Below are 16,068 nucleotides of genomic sequence, written 5' to 3'. Positions count from 1 at the left end.
GACGATGTTGCCGGCGATCGGCGGGATCGTACTTGCCGCTGTCGTCGGTTACGGCACCTATCGCGTCGGGTTGGTCAGGGGCAGTCGGAATGCGTCGTCCACGGCATCCGTTGCGGCCGGTGGCGGCAGCGTGCAGGCAGGGCAGGGCGGCAGGAAGGTGCTGTACTGGCACGACCCGATGGTGCCCGGCCAGAAATTCGACAAGCCGGGCAAGTCGCCCTTCATGGACATGCAGCTCGTGCCGGTGTATGCCGACGAAGCCGGCGACGACGGCAAAGTCGCAATCAGTCCGCGCGTACAGCAAAACCTCGGCATCCGGACGGCCGAAGTCAGGGAAGGCAGCCTTGCTACTACCGTTGAATCGGTGGGCAGCGTGGCCTGGAACGAACGCGATCTCTACCTTGTGCAGACCCGTGCCAACGGATATGTCGAACGCCTCTACGTACGGGCGCCACTCGACCGTGTCCGCAAGGGCCAGGCGCTGGCCGATATCTACGTCCCAGACTGGGTGGCGGCGCAGGAAGATTACCTGGCAGCGCGCCGCATGTCGGCGGATCTGGCCGACGCGGCGCGCCAGCGCATGCGCCTGGCCGGCATGACGGAGGAGCAGATCCGTCAAATCGAGAAAAGTGGCAGGGTACATCCACGTTTGACGATCACAGCGCCAGTGTCCGGCGTGGTGGCCGAGCTTGCCGTGCGCGAGGGCATGACAATCATGTCCGGTGCTCCGCTCTACCGCATCAATGGTCTGTCCACCGTCTGGGTGAATGCCGAGATTCCTGAAGCCGCAGCCGCCCAGGTACGTCCTGGCAGCGCCGTCGAGGCACGCGCCGCCGCCTGGCCGGGTATGACGTTCCAAGGCAAGGTCGGCGCGATCCTGCCTGAAATCGATCCGACCACGCGCACATTGAAGGCGCGCATCGAGCTCGCCAACCCGCAAGGCCGGCTGGTGCCCGGCATGTTCGCGACCGTGAGCCTGACTCCGGCCGCGCGCAAGGCCGTCTTGCTTGTGCCGAGCGAGGCCGTGATCCAGACCGGCACGCGCAGCGTCGTGTTCGTTGCGAGCGAGAATGGGAAGTTCGCTCCGGTCGAGGTGGAAACGGGAAGCGAAGCCAATGGCCAGACCGAGATCCGCAGTGGCCTGTCGTCCGGCCAGAAGGTCGTCGCATCCGGGCAGTTCCTGGTCGACTCGGAAGCCAGTCTCAAGGGCGCGACCGCGCGCATGGGTGATGCGGGTGACGCCGATGCCGCTAAACCGGCTGCCGCCCCGACGCACCACGGCCGCGGCCGCGTCGAGAAGATCGATCCCGACAGTATCACACTGTCGCACGAGGCGATCCCGACGCTGCAATGGGGACCGATGACGATGCCGTTCAAGCTCCCGCGGGGTGATTTGCCGCGCGATATCGCAGTTGGCAGCCAAGTCACGTTCGAGATTCGCCAGACGCCGGCAGGAGACTACCAGATCGTGAAGATCACGCCAGCCTACAAGCATGCTGGTAGCGGAGACGGCAAATGATTGAAAAATTAATCCGCTGGTCCATCGTCAACCGCTTCCTGGTCTTGCTTGCCACTGTCGGCCTGACAGGCTGGGGTGTCTGTGCCTTGTCGAAAACGCCACTCGACGCCATCCCGGACTTGTCGGATACGCAGGTGATCATCCGCACCACCTATCCGGGCCAGGCGCCGCAGATCGTCGAGAACCAGGTCACGTATCCATTGACGACGACCATGCTGTCCGTGCCGGGAGCGAAGACGGTACGCGGCTATTCCTTTTTCGGCGACTCGTTCGTCTACATCCTGTTCGACGACGGCACCGATCCCTACTGGGCGCGTTCGCGGGTTCTCGAATACCTCAATCAGGTGCAGTCGCGCCTGCCGCCGCAAGCGAAACCATCGCTCGGGCCGGACGCCACCGGGGTGGGCTGGGTGTACGAATACGCACTCGTCGACAAGAGCGGCAAGCTCGACCTGTCAGAATTACGCGCCCTGCAGGACTGGTTCCTGAAATACGAGCTGAAGGCGGTGCCGAACGTGTCGGAAGTCGCCAGCATCGGCGGCATGGTCAAGCAGTACCAAATCCAGCTCGATCCTGACAAAATGCGCGCCTTCAATATTTCACACGCCAGGATCATCGACGCCGTGCAGAAGGCGAACCAGGAAACCGGTGGCTCGGTACTGGAACTGGGCGAAACCGAATACATGGTGCGCGCGTCCGGCTATCTGCAATCGCTCGACGATTTTCGCAAGATTCCCCTGAGGACCAGCGAGGCCGGTGTGCCGGTACGGCTCGGTGACGTCGCCCGAATCCAGATCGGCCCGGAGATGCGGCGCGGCATCGCGGAACTGAATGGCGAAGGCGAAGTGGCAGGCGGAGTGATCGTCATGCGCTCCGGGAAGAATGCGCTCGAGACAATCGACGCGGTCAAGGCGAAGCTCGAGAAACTCAAGTCGAGCCTGCCACCGGGTGTCCAGATCGTGCCGACCTACGACCGGTCGAGCCTCATCAAGCGCGCCGTCGCCAACCTCGAACACAAGCTGATCGAGGAATTCATCGTGGTCGCACTGGTCTGCGCGATCTTCCTGTTTCATCTGCGGTCGGCGCTGGTGGCGATCGTGTCGCTGCCGATCGGCATCCTCGCGTCTTACCTCGTCATGTACTACCAGGATGTGAATGCGAACATCATGTCGCTCGGCGGGATTGCGATCGCGATCGGCGCGATGGTCGATGCGGCCGTGGTCATGATCGAAAATGCGCACAAGCATATCGAAGCGTGGAATCATGCCCATCCCGGCGAAAAGCTCGCCGGCGACGACCACTGGCGTGTGATCGGCGATGCGGCGGCCGAGGTCGGTCCGGCATTGTTCTTCTCGCTGCTGATCATCGTGCTGTCGTTCGTGCCGGTGTTCACGCTCGAAGCGCAGGAAGGCAAGCTGTTCTCGCCGCTGGCGTTCACCAAGACCTATGCGATGGCCGCAGCAGCAGGCCTGGCCGTGACGCTGATTCCGGTGTTGATGGGCTACTTGATCCGCGGCCGCATCCCGGACGAGCAGAGCAATCCGCTCAACCGCGGCCTGATCCGGTTGTATCGTCCGCTGCTCGAACGCGTCTTGCGGCGTCCGAAGACCGTCCTCGTTGTCGCGGGTCTGATCGCTGCTGCGACTGCCTGGCCGCTGTCGCGCCTGGGTGGCGAATTCATGCCGGCGCTCGACGAAGGCGACCTGCTGTACATGCCCTCGGCCCTGCCAGGTCTCGGGATCGGCAAGGCGGCCGAACTCTTGCAGCAGACCGATCGCCTAATCAAGACGGTTCCCGAAGTACAGAGCGTATTCGGCAAGGCCGGCCGCGCGGAATCGGCCACCGATCCGGCGCCGCTGGAAATGTTCGAGACGACGATACAGCTCAAGCCACGCGACCAGTGGCGCCCTGGCATCACTCCTGACAAGCTGGTCGAGGAACTGGACAGCATCGTCAAGGTCCCGGGCCTGTCGAATGTCTGGGTGCCGCCCATCCGCAATCGCATCGACATGCTCGCCACCGGCATCAAGAGTCCAGTCGGCGTCAAAGTTGCCGGTACCGATCTGAAAGTCATCGACCGCATCACCGGCGAGATTGAGCGTGCCGTGAAAAAAGTGCCGGGCGTGTCATCGGCACTGGCCGAGCGTCTTAACGGAGGACGCTACATCGACGTGAAGATCGACCGGGAGACCGCCGCGCGCTACGGCCTGAGCATCGCCGACGTCCAAAGCGTTGTGTCGTCCGCGATCGGCGGAGACAACATCGGTGAGACGGTCGAGGGTCTGCAGCGTTTTCCGATCAGCGTCCGATATCCGCGCGAGGTGCGCGATTCGGTCGAGAAGCTGCGCGAGCTGCCCGTCCTGACCGAACGCGGCGCGCAGATCCGGCTCGGGGATGTCGCGGCCATCCGGATCGACGATGGACCACCGATGCTCAAGAGCGAGAACGCGCGCCTGTCGGGCTGGGTCTACGTCGACATTCGCGGCCGCGACCTCAGTTCCGCAGTGCGCGACATGCAACAGGTCGTCGCCAGCGAAGTCAAGCTGCCGCCCGGCTATTCGGTATCGTGGTCCGGCCAGTTCGAGTACCTGGAGCGCGCGACGGCGAAGCTGAAGATCGTGGTTCCGGTCACGCTGGCGATCATCTTCGTGCTGCTCTATTTCACCTTTAATCGCTTCGACGAAGCCGCTCTCATCATGGCCACCCTGCCGTTCGCGCTGGCCGGCGGCGTGTGGCTGCTGTGGCTCCTCGGGCACAACCTTTCAGTGCCAAGCGGCGTCGGCTTCATTGCCCTGGCCGGCGTGGCGGCCGAATTCGGCGTAATCATGCTGCTGTACCTGAAGCAAGCGTGGGAGGCACGCGTCGCGGCGGGACGCGACAGCGAAGCCGACCTGGTCGACGCGATCCGCGAAGGCGCCGTCCTGCGCGTGCGGCCGAAGGCGATGACGGTCGCGGTCATCGTCGCGGGTCTCGTGCCGATCATGATCGGCGCCGGGACCGGATCCGAAGTCATGCAGCGAATCGCCGCGCCGATGGTTGGCGGTATGGTGACGGCACCGCTGTTGTCGATGTTCGTGGTGCCTGCGGCTTACCTGCTGCTGCGCCGCCGCCAGGCACGGCGCATGCACGCGAGGCGCCAGGCACCTGCAACGGAGGAGCGAACGACTCATGCGAAATAGTGCGGCGGGCATGCGGCATCTGCGCAGCTGGGTCTGCGACCTTACTCTCACCTCAACTGATATTTGAAAGGAAATATGATGAAATATCACACCTTGATCGCGACGATGCTCGCCGTTTCCGTATCTAGCCTAAGCGCAGCACAAGCACAGCCGAGCCAAACCGGCATGAGCAAGAAATCGTGCCATAACATGATGAAGGGCATGGACATGAAAGGCATGAATATGAAGGGCATGGACATGCACAACACGGATGCCAAGTCGTGTCCGGACATGATGAAGAGCATGAACACGCAGCAGGCAGCCAACGATGCAAAGACGACCCGCCATGAGGCCATCGGTACGGTGAAATCGGCCGACCCGACCGAGGGAACTGTGACGCTCGCGCATGGTCCGGTCAAAAGCCTGAACTGGCCGGCCATGACGATGGGCTTTGCCGTGAAAGACAATGCTCTGTTCGACAAGCTTTCGGTCGGCAAGAAAGTCGACGTCGAGATCGTGCAGCAAGATGGCAAGTACGTTATTGCGGCGGTGAAGTAAGCGCCGCAGGCACGACGGATGGACCGTACTCGGCATCGTCCGTCGCGAATGGTGCCGCCGCAGCGCGGCGGCGCCTACGGACACTATCGACATCCGCAAACACGCGACACGTCACGAGGCGTGCGAAGTCCTGAATGAGGTGACCTGTCAACCAACCTTCAAGGAGAAAGATCATGAATCAAAATCAGTTCCAATCGTGCATCCAGGCTTGTTACCAGTGTGCCCAGGCTTGCGACACCTGCGTCGCAGCCTGCCTGCATGAGCCGGATCCGAAGATGATGGCGCGCTGCATTGAACTGGACGATGAATGCGCGGCAGTATGCCGCCTGGCCGCCCAGCTCATGAGCCGGTCCAGCGAGCACGCCATGCAAATTTGCCAGCTGTGCGCTGAGATCTGCGAAGCTTGCGCGGACGAGTGCGCCAAACACCAGGCACAGCACTGCCAGGAATGCGCGTCGGTTTGCCACCGCTGCGCCCAGGAATGCCGGAATATGGGAGCCACCAACGGGTAAGAGAAGGATGCACTGAGGTTTGACGCCAGCAAAACGTTGCGACAGTATCGGGAAATGCATGAGACGTTCGTAATTCGCGTCGTCTCGGAGGCTAAGCGCAACCGGAAAACATCGTTTACGCTTTGCCGGGGCTCTGTTACATAAATCCAGTGAGACGACATGGCATCAGAGAGTCAGGTAGCCTTGGTGCATGAAACCCGCTCCTCGGAAGTACCGAACAACGAACTGGAAGGCGTACAACGCAGCGCTGAAGTCACGCGGCTCACTACTCATCTGGCTCGACCCAACGATGAACTGGCACGGCCAGGCAAGTGGCAAGCGTGGACGTAGTCCGACCTTCAGTGACCAAGCTATTCAATTCTGTCTGAGCATCAAATGCTTGTTCAACTTACCGTTACGTCAGGCCATGGGGATGACAGAAAGCCTTTTGCATCTGGCAGGGCTTGACTGGCCGGTGCCAGACTACAGCACGGTAAGCCGTCGGCAGAAGACGCTGCAGGTGACGATCGAAGTCGCCCCGACCACAACGGGCTTGCATCTGCTGGTGGACAGCACAGGCATCAAGATGCTGGGCGAAGGCGAATGGAAGACAAAGAAGCATGGCGCCGACTATCGCCGCCAATGGCGTAAGGTGCATCTGGGGATTGATGCGGCCACGCTCGAGATTCGGGCGATGGAAGTGACGGACAACAGTATTGGCGACGCGCCTGTGCTGCCGGATCTACTGGATCAGATCCCTATCGACGAGCAGATCTCTGCCGTCAGCGGTGACGGGGCGTACGACACCAAAGCCTGTCATGAAGCCATTGCCGAGCGCTTGGCTCAGGCCGTCATCCCGACCAGGAGGAATGCCAAACCCTGGAAGACAAACCGCCGCGGTGCCGAGGCGCGAAACGAGATCCTGCGGGCGACGCGTCGCCTTGGGCGGGCCATATGGAAAAAGTGGAGCGGCTACCACCGACGAAGTTTGGTTGAGACCAAAATGCGTTGCTTCAAGCTGCTCGGTGAACGCATCATGGCGCGAGACTTCGATCGTCAGGTCGCTGAGCTGCAAGTGCGCGCTGCAGTGCTGAATCGCTTTACGCGCCTCGGCACGCCCGTTACGGTCTCTATGCCATAAGTGCGTCGACCGACAACCAAACTCGCCTTTTCTTTATTTGTGCAACAGAGCCACGTGTACCAGTCGAACGGCGTGATCCAAGTCATCGACCGGGTACTGATGCCGAGGTGAGTAGCGGAGGCCGACGCGAACAAGCCGCAGGCAAACGCGTCGCCGCCGTTGTAAATATTTCTGTCAAATCCAATCGTGCGGACTGCGCATTGCCGCACAATCTATGTGTAATAAATACAAATGTAAGCAAATCTACCAATTTTGGAGGAGGAGAGTTATGTTTAACAAGCAGAAAGCATTACGTCCAACCGTATGCCTAGCCGCGCTCGTGCTTACGGCAGCTTTCGGACCGGTCCAGGCATCCAGCCACCGCGAAGCGCCATTCCTGACCAATAACCCGAAGGTCGACGGTACCGACTTCTACATGTTCCGCAGTTATGAATCTGGGCGTCAGGATTATGTGACGCTTATCGCCAACTTCATCCCCTTCCAGGATCCGCAAGGCGGCCCGAACTTCTACCAGTTCGACCAGAATGCGCTTTACGAGATCCACATCGACAACAATGGCGATGCCAAGGAAGAGATCACCTTCCAGTTTCGCTTCACGAACACGTCGAAACATACGGCGCTGACCGTAGGCGGCAAGCAGGTGATGATCCCCTTGATCAATTCCTCGACGATTCAAGGCGTCAATCCTGCCTCGCTGAACGTGCGCGAGACCTACACGATCGACATGGTCAAGGGTGATCGCCGCGCAGGTACCCGGACCCGCCTTGCCGCCGCAAACGGCAACACTACGTTCGACAAGCCGGTCGACAACATCGGCGACAAGACCTTCGGTGGCACCAGCGGCTACGAGACCTATGCGAACCAGCATATGTACAGCATCAACATCCCAGGCTGCGGTACCGGGCGCGTATTCGTCGGCCAGCGCAAGGAACCCTTCTACATCGCGGTCGGCAAGATCTTCGACCTGTTCAACCTCGACCCGCTCGGCCCTGAAGTCAGCGGCAACAAGAACGACCTGGAAGGCAAGAATGTCAGCAGCATCGCGCTCGAAGTGCCGATCGCCTGCCTGACCGCGGCAGGCGAACCGGTCATCGGCGCCTACGCGACGGCCAGCCTGCGCCAGGGCCGGTTGCTGAACCCGGCGCCGGCCTCGGGCATCAACACCGCGACCAAGGAAGGCGGCCCGTGGGCGCAGGTGTCGCGCGTCGGCATGCCGCTGGTGAACGAAGTCGTCATCGGCATGGACGACAAGGACCGCTTCAACACCTCCAAGCCGAAAGACGACGCGCAATTCATCAACTACGTGACCAATCCGGTCCTGCCGACCGTGGTCGAGACCCTGTTCCCGTCCGCCAAGGCGCCGACCAACTTCCCGCGTAACGACCTGGTCACCGTCTTCCTCAAGGGTCTGCCGGGCGTCAACCAGCCGAAGAACGTGGTGCCGTCCGAAATGCTGCGCCTGAACACCAGCACGCCGCCGACGCCGCAAGCCTCGCAAAATCCTCTCGGCGTGGCGGGTGGCGACAACGCCGGCTTCCCGAACGGCCGCCGGCCGGGTGACGACGTGGTCGACGTGTCGCTGCGGGTGGCGATGGGCGCCCTGTGCGTGTTGACCGGCACCGGCGACGCCCTGGGCGTGGGTTGCAAGCCGAGCGATGCGCCGGCCGGCGGGCTCAAGCTGACCGATGGCGTGCGCAAGACCGCGAACGACTTCAAGGCGGCCTTCCCCTACCTGAACACGCCGCTGCCGGGCAACCAATAAACATGGGGGAATATCATGACCTATTCCATTGCACGAAAGCGGTCCGTGATCGTCATCCTGGCGGCAGCGGCCCTGGTGGCGGCCTGTCATCATCATGACGACGACAACAACAACAGCAGCATGCCGCCGCCGACCGGCAACACGCCGCCGCCGGCCGTGACCGATGCCTTCGTCAGCTACGTGAGCCAGGTGGTGGCGACCCAGAGCGATACGACGGAGCCGGCGGCGACCGACGGCGTCACCGTGACGACGCCGGAAGACGTCGAGCCGATCGCGCTGACCGGGCCCTGATGGCCGCGCGCATCGTGTCCATGCGCTGGCTGTGCGCGGCCGCGCTGCCGCTCCTGTCGTGGCTAGGGCCGGCGTGCGCGGCGCCCTACATCCCGGCCGACGGCAACCAGGTCGTCGAGCGCCTGCCCAGCCGCGCCGATCCGGTCCAGCGCGACCTGCGGCGCTTGCGCGGTGCGCTGAACGCCGCGCCCAATGACCTGAACCTGGCCAGCGACCTGGCGCGGCGCTACATCGAGCGGGCGCGGATCGAGGGCGACCCGCGCTACCTGGGCTACGCCGAGGCGGCGCTGGCGCCCTGGTGGAAGCAGCCGGCGCCGCCCGAACCGGTGCTGGTCCTGCGCGCCACCCTGCGCCAGAGCACGCACCAGTTCCCGGCCGCGCTGGCCGACCTCGACCAGGCGGTCAAGCGCGACAGCGACAACGTGCAAGCCTGGCTGACCCGCGCCACCGTGCAGACGGTCACCGGCAACTTCGCCGCCGCGCGCGCGAGCTGCGTGCGCCTGTACTCGCGCGCGCCGGTCCTCGTCGTGCAGACCTGTTTGTCGAATGTCGGCAGCGTCAGCGGCCAGCTCGGGGCCAGCTACCGCCAGCTGCTCGATGCGCAGGCGCGCCATCCGCTCGCCGACCCGGCGGTCCGGGTCTGGGTCGAGACCCTGCTGGCCGAGATGGCCGCACGCGCCGGCGCCGACGCCGAGGCCGAGTCCCATTTCCGCCAGGCGCTGGCGCTGGGCGACCCGGATGGCTACCTGCTGGGCGCCTATGCCGACTTCCTGCTCGACCACGGACGCGCGCCCGAAGTCGTGCGCCTGCTGAAGGACAAGACCCGGGTCGACGCGCTGCTGCTGCGCTACGCCCTGGCGCTGCAGGCCACCGGCTCGCCCGAAGCCGGCGCCGAGGCCGACGTACTGCGCGACCGTTTCGAGGCCGCCATGCTGCGCGGCGATTCGGTGCATCGGCGCGAGCAGGCGCGCTTCGAACTCGTCCTGCGCAAGAACCCGAAGGCCGCGGTCAGCCTGGCCAAGGCCAATTGGGCCGTGCAGAAGGAACCGGGCGACCTGCGCATCCTGGCGGAAGCGGCGGCCGCCAGCGGCGACGCCGAGGCCACCGCGCTGGTGCGCGACTGGCTGCGCAGCTCGCACATCGAAGACAGGACGATCGCCGCCAGCGTGGCCAGACTGAAGGTGGCCGCATGAGGCGCATCGCACGCGTGGTCTTCCTGCTGGCGCTGGCCCTGCTGTCGGTCGCCCCGGCCTGGGCGCACAAGCCGAGCGACAGCTACCTGACGCTCGACGTGCGCGGCAAGCACATCGACGGCCAGTGGGACATCGCGTTGCGCGACCTCGACATGGCGATCGGCCTGGATCAGGATGGCAATGGCGAGCTGACCTGGAACGAGGTGCGCGCCCGCCATCCGGCCATCGCGGCCTATGCGCTGTCGCGGCTGCGGGTCGCCAGCGGCGGCCAGCCTTGTTCCCTGCGCGTCACCGGGCAGCTGCTGGACGACCACAGCGACGGCGCCTACGCGGTCCTGCGCCTGAGCGGCGATTGCGCCGCGGACGTTGCGCTGCTCGACCTGGATTACGGCCTGCTGTTCGACATCGACCCCCAGCACAAAGGCCTGCTGCAGCTGCGCCACGACGGCCAGGTCAGCACGGCGATTTTTGCGCCGGACAGCGCGCACCAAAGCGTGCGCGTACAGGGCGCATCCGGCTGGCAGCAGTTCGGCGACTACGTGCGGCACGGCATCTGGCATATCTGGATCGGCTTCGACCACATCCTGTTCCTGCTCTCGCTGCTGCTGCCGGCGGTGCTGGTGTACCACGCGCGCGCCTGGCAGAGCCGTCCCACCTTCCGCTCGGCCGCGTTCGACGTGCTGAAGATCGTCACGGCGTTCACGCTGGCGCACTCGATCACGCTGACCCTTGCCACACTCGGCGTCGTGGCCTTGCCCTCGCGCCTGGTGGAATCGGCGATCGCGGCCTCGGTCGTGCTGGCGGCACTGAACAACTTGTGGCCGATCTTTCATGGCCGGCGCGCGCTGGTGGCCTTCGCCTTCGGCCTGATCCACGGCTTCGGTTTCGCCAGCGTGCTGCTCGACCTCGGCCTGCCGAAGGCGGCGCTGGCGCTATCGCTGCTGGGTTTCAACCTCGGCGTGGAGATCGGGCAGATCACGATCGTGGCCTTGTTCCTGCCGCTGGCCTTTTTGGCGCGTCATTCGATGGTGTATCGCAGGGGCGTGCTCGGCGCTGGCTCGCTCGCCATCGCCTTGCTGGCGCTGGTCTGGCTGGCCGAGCGCGGCCTGGACATCAAGCTGCTGGCATGAGGGTCAAGCCGATTCTGGCCGCGCTGGCGGGCGCGCTGGCGCTGGCGCGGCCCTGCCACGCGGAGGAACCCGAGGTGCCGGAGGCCGCGGTGGTCAGGGTCGGCGGCCACTACGACAACGCCGTGGGCACCTCCGACGCCGCCAGCCAGGGCACGATCACGGCCGACCTGATCGCCAACCGCCCGGCGCTGCGTACCGGCGAGATCCTCGAATTCGTGCCCGGCATGATCGTCACCCAGCACAGCGGCGACGGCAAGGCGAACCAGTATTTCCTGCGCGGCTTCAACCTGGACCACGGCACCGATTTCGCGACTTACGTCGATGCCATTCCGGTCAACATGCGCACGCACGCGCATGGCCAGGGCTATTCCGACCTGAACTGCCTGATCCCGGAACTGGTGCAGCGCATCGATTACAAGAAAGGGACGTATTTCGCCGACGAGGGCGACTTCGCCTCGGCCGGGGCGGCGCACATCCGGCTGGCGAACAGCCTGCCGCAAGGGCTGGCGAGCCTGTCGCTGGGCAGCTACGGCTACCTGCGCGGCGTCCTGGCCGACTCGGTCAAGGCCGCGAACGGCACCCTGCTGTACGGTCTGGAACTGAACCGCAACGATGGGCCGTGGGACTTGCCCGAGCGCGTGCGCAAGTACGCCGGCGAACTGCGCTACAGCCAGGGATCGCGCGACGACGGCTTCGACCTCACCGCGATGGCCTATCGCAATCGCTGGAACGCCACCGACCAGATCCCGCTGCGCGCGGTCGAGTCGGGGCAGGTGGGCCGCTTCGGCAATCTCGATCCGACCGACGGCGGCGACAGCGCGCGCTACAGCCTGGCCTACGGCATGCGCAAGCGCGACGGTGACGGGCAGCTCGAGCTGAATGCCTACGTGCTGCATTCGACGCTGGACCTGTTCAGCGACTTCACCTACTTCCTCGCCGACCCAGAGCGCGGCGACCAGTTCGAGCAGAGCGAACGGCGCACGATGGCAGGCCTGGATGCCGCGCAGTCCTGGAGCGCGACCCTGGGCGGCTTCGAGATGCGCAACAAGGTCGGCCTGCAGACACGCTACGACCGCCTGGCGCCGGTCGCCATCCACGTCACCGCCGCGCGCACGCGCACGGCCACCGTCCGCGAAGACCAAGTGCGCGAGGCGAGCGCCGGCTTGTACGCGGAGAGCGCGGTGCGCTGGAATGCCTGGCTGCGCAGCGCCGTGGGCGTGCGCTACGACGCCTATCGCTTCCGCATCGCCAGCAGCATCGCCGGCGACAGCGGCAGGGCGCGCGACCATATCGTCTCGCCCAAGCTGTCGCTGGTGTTCGGCCCCTGGAACAAGACCGAATATTTTGTCAACGTGGGGCGGGGCTTCCACAGCAACGACGCGCGCGGGACGACCCAGACGCGCCTGCCCGACGGCGGCCCGTCCTCGCCGGTGACGCCGCTGGTGCCGACCCGGGGCGGCGAGCTGGGTGTCCGCAGCGAAGCCATCCCGGGCCTGCAAAGCTCGCTCGCGCTGTGGCGTCTCGATATCGATTCGGAGCTGGTGTTCGTCGGCGACGCCGGCGAGACGGCGCCGAGCCGCGCGAGCCGGCGCACGGGCATCGAGTGGAACAACCACTACATCGTCAGGCCGGGACTCCTGCTCGACCTGGACCTGGCCGCTTCACGCGCCCGCTACACCCGGGTTGACCCGGCGGGCGACGCCATTCCCGGTTCCCTCGACCGCGTTGCGTCCTTCGGCGTGACGCTGGACGCGCCCGGGCCGTGGTTGGCCGCCGTCGAGCTGCGGCATTTCGGCCCGCGTCCGCTCATCGAAGACGGCAGCGTCTCGTCCGCCTCGACCACGCTGGTCAATCTACGCGCGGGCTATCGGCTGAGACGGAATACCAGTCTCAGCCTCGACATCTTCAACCTGTTCGACAAAAAGGCCAGCGACATCGATTACTACTATCAGTCGCGCTTGACTGGCGAAGGTCCGGACGGCGTAAACGATATCCATTTTCATCCGGTCGAGCCTCGATCTTTGCGACTGACACTCGCACATCGTTTCTGACTTTTTTGCCATCGAACTGACGCGACATCCAGCTTAGAGTGCCGAACAGAATCTTAATTATGAGAGCCGTGTGCCCGTACACTGCGCCAGTCCGAACGTCTGCAATCGGTCGATAGTGACGTACACGACCATAGTTCTGAAACTAAAACGGCGGCCGTGTTCGCAGACGGACTGATCACATGGCCCAAGCACTTCTAATTCCGGCCGGTCGCTGCCAGCCGGACAGGTCGCCAGCAGCTTATTGGTTGCCAAAGGCTTGACGTAATTCGCGTGCTGCCAGATCTTCGGCATCCTTTGCTTTATCGACAACTTTGCCCATGCCGAAGAACTCGTGCGTGACGCCAGGATATTCCTTGTAAGTTACTTTGACGCCATCGTTTTTCAATCGGTCAGCATAGGTCTTGCCTTCGAATAGCAATGGATCGATTTCAGCAGCTATGACGGTGGCAGGCGGCAAGCCTTTAAGCGATTTAGCGGCCAGCGGTACCGCGTAAGGATTGTTCGCGTCTTGTGGCTTGCCGAGGTAGTGCTTATAAAACCATTCCATCATCGGCTTGTTCAGCGGCTTGGCTTCAGCATTGCGTTTATAGGAGGGCGTGTTGAAGTCGTGTCCGGCCATCGGGTAGACAAGTAGCTGGTGGACCGGAAGGGTAGCCCCCTTATCACGAGCCATCTGCGATACGACTGCGGCTAAGTTGCCGCCGGCGCTTTCACCACCAACCGCGACACGTTTCGGATCGCCATTGATTTCACTTGCATGCTGGAGCACCCATGTATACGCCGTATACGCATTGAACCGCCCCGGCTTTCGTGGAGGCCGGTTAGTGTGAGTCAGGCCGGGATGGCTTGACTGCTCAGTTGCTTGTAATAGTTTGCCTCAGCTTCGGCCGGCGGTATATAGCCGAGTGGCTCAAGCAGGCGGTGGTGGTTAAACCAGGACACCCATTCCAGCGTGGCCAGTTCGACGGCCTCACGCGTCTTCCAAGGAGCGCGGCGGTGGATCAACTCAGCCTTGTAGAGTCCGTTGATGGTCTCGGCCAAAGCGTTGTCGTAGCTGTCGCCCTTGCTGCCCACAGACGGCTCAATGCCGGCTTCTGCCAGACGCTCGCTGTACCGAATCGACACGTATTGCGAGCCGCGGTCGCTATGGTGTACCAACGCGTTTCGTTCCGGCTGACGCGCGTACAAGGCCTGCTCCAAGGCGTCGAGGACGAAGTCTGTCCGCATCGAGCTGCTGACACGCCAGCCGACGATGCGCCGGGCAAAGACGTCGATGACGAAAGCTACGTAGACGAAGCCCTGCCAGGTCGAGACATAAGTGAAATCGCTGACCCACAGCTGGTTCGGCCGCTGCGCCTTGAATTGGCGGTTGACCCGGTCGAGCGGGCATGGCGCCTTCGCATCCGCTACCGTGGTGCGCACGACCTTGCCGCGCATGACGCCTCGCAGGCCGGCCTTGCGCATCAAGCGCTCCACCGTACAGCGGGCCACATCGGTTCCCTCACGCCGCAGTTGGCGCCACACTTTGTCGGCCCCGTAGACCTGCAGGTTCGCCTGCCAGACCCGTTCGATCTCGACGCTCAGCACGTCGTCGCGCTGGACTCGTGAACAGCGCAGTGCCGGATTGCGCTGCTGCGCCGCGTGTCGCCAGTAGCCCGACGGCGCGACCTGCATCACCCGGCAGATCGGCTCGACACCGTAAGCATGGCGGTACTGGTCGATGAATGCCCTCACGATTTGAAGCGGCGGTCGAGCTCCGCCTGGGCGAAAAACGCACTCGCCAGACGCAGGATCTCGTTTGCCTTGCGCAGCTCGCGCACTTCACGCTCCAGCGCCTTGATGCGCTCCTCCTCGGCGGTGGTCGGCCCTGGACGCTGGCCGGTATCGCGCTCCTGCTGGCGTACCCAGCGACGTAGGGTTTCAGGTGTGCAGCCGATCTTGGCTGCGATCGATTCGATGGCTGCCCACTGCGAGTTGTACTCGCTGGCGGCCTCGCTGACCATGCGCACGGCGCGCTCGATGACTTCTGGGGAATACTTGGGTTGCTTCTTCATAGCTCCATTTTCTCAAACAATGGAGCCTCTACAAAACCCGGGGCGGTTCACATCATCTGCAGCTGCAGGGAATTTATGTTCTGGGGCTTGATGATAATCGACCGACACCATAATCGCTTTGGCCCCTTTTGCCAGCGCACGCGGAGACGCTTCGTAGGTCTTTGTATCGGCGATTACAAAGCCACCACCGTGGTAATACAACATGACAGGAAATGGACCATTGCCCTCTGGCGTGAACACATGGATTGGAATGTCACCATGCGGACCAGGTATGCTCATGTCCTTTACGGTCACGCCAGGATCGGGCTCAGTGCTCTTGCCTTGCTCCTTGAGCACTTTCTTGACTGCGTCTGCAGGTGTTGGCTGCTTGCGTGCTTCCTCCGGAGACAGTTTCTCGATTGGTTTGACGCCGAGCGACTTTAGCGCATCCAACACCTTTTGCATCTGTGGGTCAGCCTTTGGTGGCTCCGGGGATTTGCTAGTTTGTGCGTACGCTAGGCCTGCCGTCATAAGCAGCACACCTGCTGGCAACAGAATCGATTTTATACGCATTGTGTTCCTTTAAATTGTTGAGAGTGGTATAGCTCCGTTATGCCCAGAAAACTTCTTCCCGGAAATGCAGCGAAGCGTTATCGAACAAGGTAGTGCCGGCATAGCACAATTTCCAGAAGTAGCATCTATGGCTCAGAGCACGGCCCGTCATTTTGCTCAATTAGGGTA

General features: G+C 63.2%; 13 protein-coding genes and 1 other annotated feature. Of the genes, 10 read left to right on the top strand and 3 right to left on the bottom strand.

All coding sequences use genetic code 11. The features are described from left to right. Nucleotides 1–4 precede the first annotated feature (4 nt). The 10 genes from BVG12_RS03980 (at nt 5) to BVG12_RS03935 (ending at nt 13,294) form a co-directional block, all read left to right on the top strand. Nucleotides 5–1,519: an efflux RND transporter periplasmic adaptor subunit gene (locus tag BVG12_RS03980; protein ID WP_229503798.1), complete on the top strand. Its 1,515-nt coding sequence runs from the start codon at nt 5–7 to the stop codon at nt 1,517–1,519. Continuing rightward, nucleotides 1,516–4,698 carry an efflux RND transporter permease subunit gene (locus BVG12_RS03975; RefSeq protein ID WP_075791275.1) on the top strand — a complete coding sequence of 1,061 codons (3,183 nt, stop codon included), beginning with the start codon at nt 1,516–1,518 and terminating at the stop codon, nt 4,696–4,698. Before BVG12_RS03980 ends, BVG12_RS03975 begins: the two co-directional genes overlap by 4 nt. A 78-nt stretch (nt 4,699–4,776) precedes the next feature. Further along, nucleotides 4,777–5,235 (top strand): copper-binding protein, encoded by a 459-nt coding sequence (locus BVG12_RS03970; RefSeq protein ID WP_075791274.1) that lies wholly within the window; start codon nt 4,777–4,779, stop codon nt 5,233–5,235. Nucleotides 5,236–5,408: 173 nt separating this feature from the next. Next, complete coding sequence (locus tag BVG12_RS03965; RefSeq protein ID WP_075791273.1) at nt 5,409–5,747, top strand: four-helix bundle copper-binding protein; 339 nt, start codon at nt 5,409–5,411, stop codon at nt 5,745–5,747. Between the two features lie 190 nt (nt 5,748–5,937). Continuing rightward, nucleotides 5,938–6,867 (top strand): IS5 family transposase, encoded by a 930-nt coding sequence (locus BVG12_RS03960; RefSeq protein ID WP_083684523.1) that lies wholly within the window; start codon nt 5,938–5,940, stop codon nt 6,865–6,867. Between the two features lie 268 nt (nt 6,868–7,135). Next, complete coding sequence (locus BVG12_RS03955; RefSeq protein WP_075791272.1) at nt 7,136–8,629, top strand: DUF4331 domain-containing protein; 1,494 nt, start codon at nt 7,136–7,138, stop codon at nt 8,627–8,629. Nucleotides 8,630–8,644: 15 nt separating this feature from the next. Then, complete coding sequence (locus BVG12_RS03950; protein WP_156895532.1) at nt 8,645–8,920, top strand: hypothetical protein; 276 nt, start codon at nt 8,645–8,647, stop codon at nt 8,918–8,920. Next, a complete protein-coding gene (locus BVG12_RS03945; RefSeq protein WP_229503797.1) occupies nt 8,920–10,113 on the top strand; it encodes a hypothetical protein in 1,194 nt (397 codons plus the stop codon). Before BVG12_RS03950 ends, BVG12_RS03945 begins: the two co-directional genes overlap by 1 nt. Continuing rightward, nucleotides 10,110–11,243, top strand: coding sequence for a HupE/UreJ family protein (locus tag BVG12_RS03940; protein ID WP_075791270.1), 1,134 nt, complete (start codon nt 10,110–10,112; stop codon nt 11,241–11,243). Before BVG12_RS03945 ends, BVG12_RS03940 begins: the two co-directional genes overlap by 4 nt. Continuing rightward, on the top strand, nt 11,240–13,294 hold the full coding sequence (locus BVG12_RS03935; protein WP_075791269.1) for a TonB-dependent receptor: 2,055 nt from the start codon (nt 11,240–11,242) through the stop codon (nt 13,292–13,294). Before BVG12_RS03940 ends, BVG12_RS03935 begins: the two co-directional genes overlap by 4 nt. 238 nt (nt 13,295–13,532) lie before the next feature. On the opposite strand, the gene BVG12_RS03930 is transcribed toward BVG12_RS03935, so the two are convergent. From BVG12_RS03930 to BVG12_RS03915, 3 genes are all read right to left on the bottom strand, one after another. Beyond that, nucleotides 13,533–14,129 carry an alpha/beta hydrolase gene (locus BVG12_RS03930; protein ID WP_083684520.1) on the bottom strand — a complete coding sequence of 199 codons (597 nt, stop codon included), beginning with the start codon at nt 14,127–14,129 and terminating at the stop codon, nt 13,533–13,535. Then, nucleotides 14,126–15,348 (bottom strand): IS3 family transposase gene (locus tag BVG12_RS03925; protein WP_156895495.1). Its coding sequence is split into 2 segments (ribosomal slippage): nt 14,126–15,060 and nt 15,060–15,348, totalling 1,224 coding nucleotides; the frame shifts between segments, so codons are not numbered across the junction. The genes BVG12_RS03930 and BVG12_RS03925 overlap by 4 nt, the downstream gene beginning before the upstream one ends. Then, nucleotides 14,954–15,070: a sequence feature (AL1L pseudoknot), on the bottom strand. It overlaps the preceding gene by 117 nt. A gap of 12 nt (nt 15,349–15,360) precedes the next feature. Beyond that, the gene (locus tag BVG12_RS03915; RefSeq protein WP_083684517.1) at nt 15,361–15,792 is read right to left on the bottom strand and encodes an alpha/beta hydrolase; all 432 of its coding nucleotides are present in this window, start codon (nt 15,790–15,792) and stop codon (nt 15,361–15,363) included. Nucleotides 15,793–16,068 lie beyond the last annotated feature (276 nt).

Source organism: Massilia putida, assembly GCF_001941825.1.
GTDB lineage: Bacteria > Pseudomonadota > Gammaproteobacteria > Burkholderiales > Burkholderiaceae_D > Telluria > Telluria putida.
The sequence above is the reverse complement of the archived record's forward strand: the minus strand, read 5'-3'. Positions and strand labels throughout refer to the sequence as shown.

Excerpts from the sequence above, each read along its gene's own strand:
- BVG12_RS03950 (WP_156895532.1), top strand. The coding sequence starts at position 8,645 with ATGACCTATTCCATTGCACGAAAGCGGTCCGTGATCGTCATCCTGGCG.
- BVG12_RS03970 (WP_075791274.1), top strand. The coding sequence starts at position 4,777 with ATGAAATATCACACCTTGATCGCGACGATGCTCGCCGTTTCCGTATCT.
- BVG12_RS03965 (WP_075791273.1), top strand. The coding sequence starts at position 5,409 with ATGAATCAAAATCAGTTCCAATCGTGCATCCAGGCTTGTTACCAGTGT.
- BVG12_RS03945 (WP_229503797.1), top strand. The coding sequence starts at position 8,920 with ATGGCCGCGCGCATCGTGTCCATGCGCTGGCTGTGCGCGGCCGCGCTG.
- BVG12_RS03935 (WP_075791269.1), top strand. The coding sequence starts at position 11,240 with ATGAGGGTCAAGCCGATTCTGGCCGCGCTGGCGGGCGCGCTGGCGCTG.
- BVG12_RS03915 (WP_083684517.1), bottom strand. The coding sequence starts at position 15,792 with ATGCAAAAGGTGTTGGATGCGCTAAAGTCGCTCGGCGTCAAACCAATC.
- BVG12_RS03960 (WP_083684523.1), top strand. The coding sequence starts at position 5,938 with ATGAAACCCGCTCCTCGGAAGTACCGAACAACGAACTGGAAGGCGTAC.
- BVG12_RS03980 (WP_229503798.1), top strand. The coding sequence starts at position 5 with ATGTTGCCGGCGATCGGCGGGATCGTACTTGCCGCTGTCGTCGGTTAC.
- BVG12_RS03975 (WP_075791275.1), top strand. The coding sequence starts at position 1,516 with ATGATTGAAAAATTAATCCGCTGGTCCATCGTCAACCGCTTCCTGGTC.
- BVG12_RS03955 (WP_075791272.1), top strand. The coding sequence starts at position 7,136 with ATGTTTAACAAGCAGAAAGCATTACGTCCAACCGTATGCCTAGCCGCG.
- BVG12_RS03940 (WP_075791270.1), top strand. The coding sequence starts at position 10,110 with ATGAGGCGCATCGCACGCGTGGTCTTCCTGCTGGCGCTGGCCCTGCTG.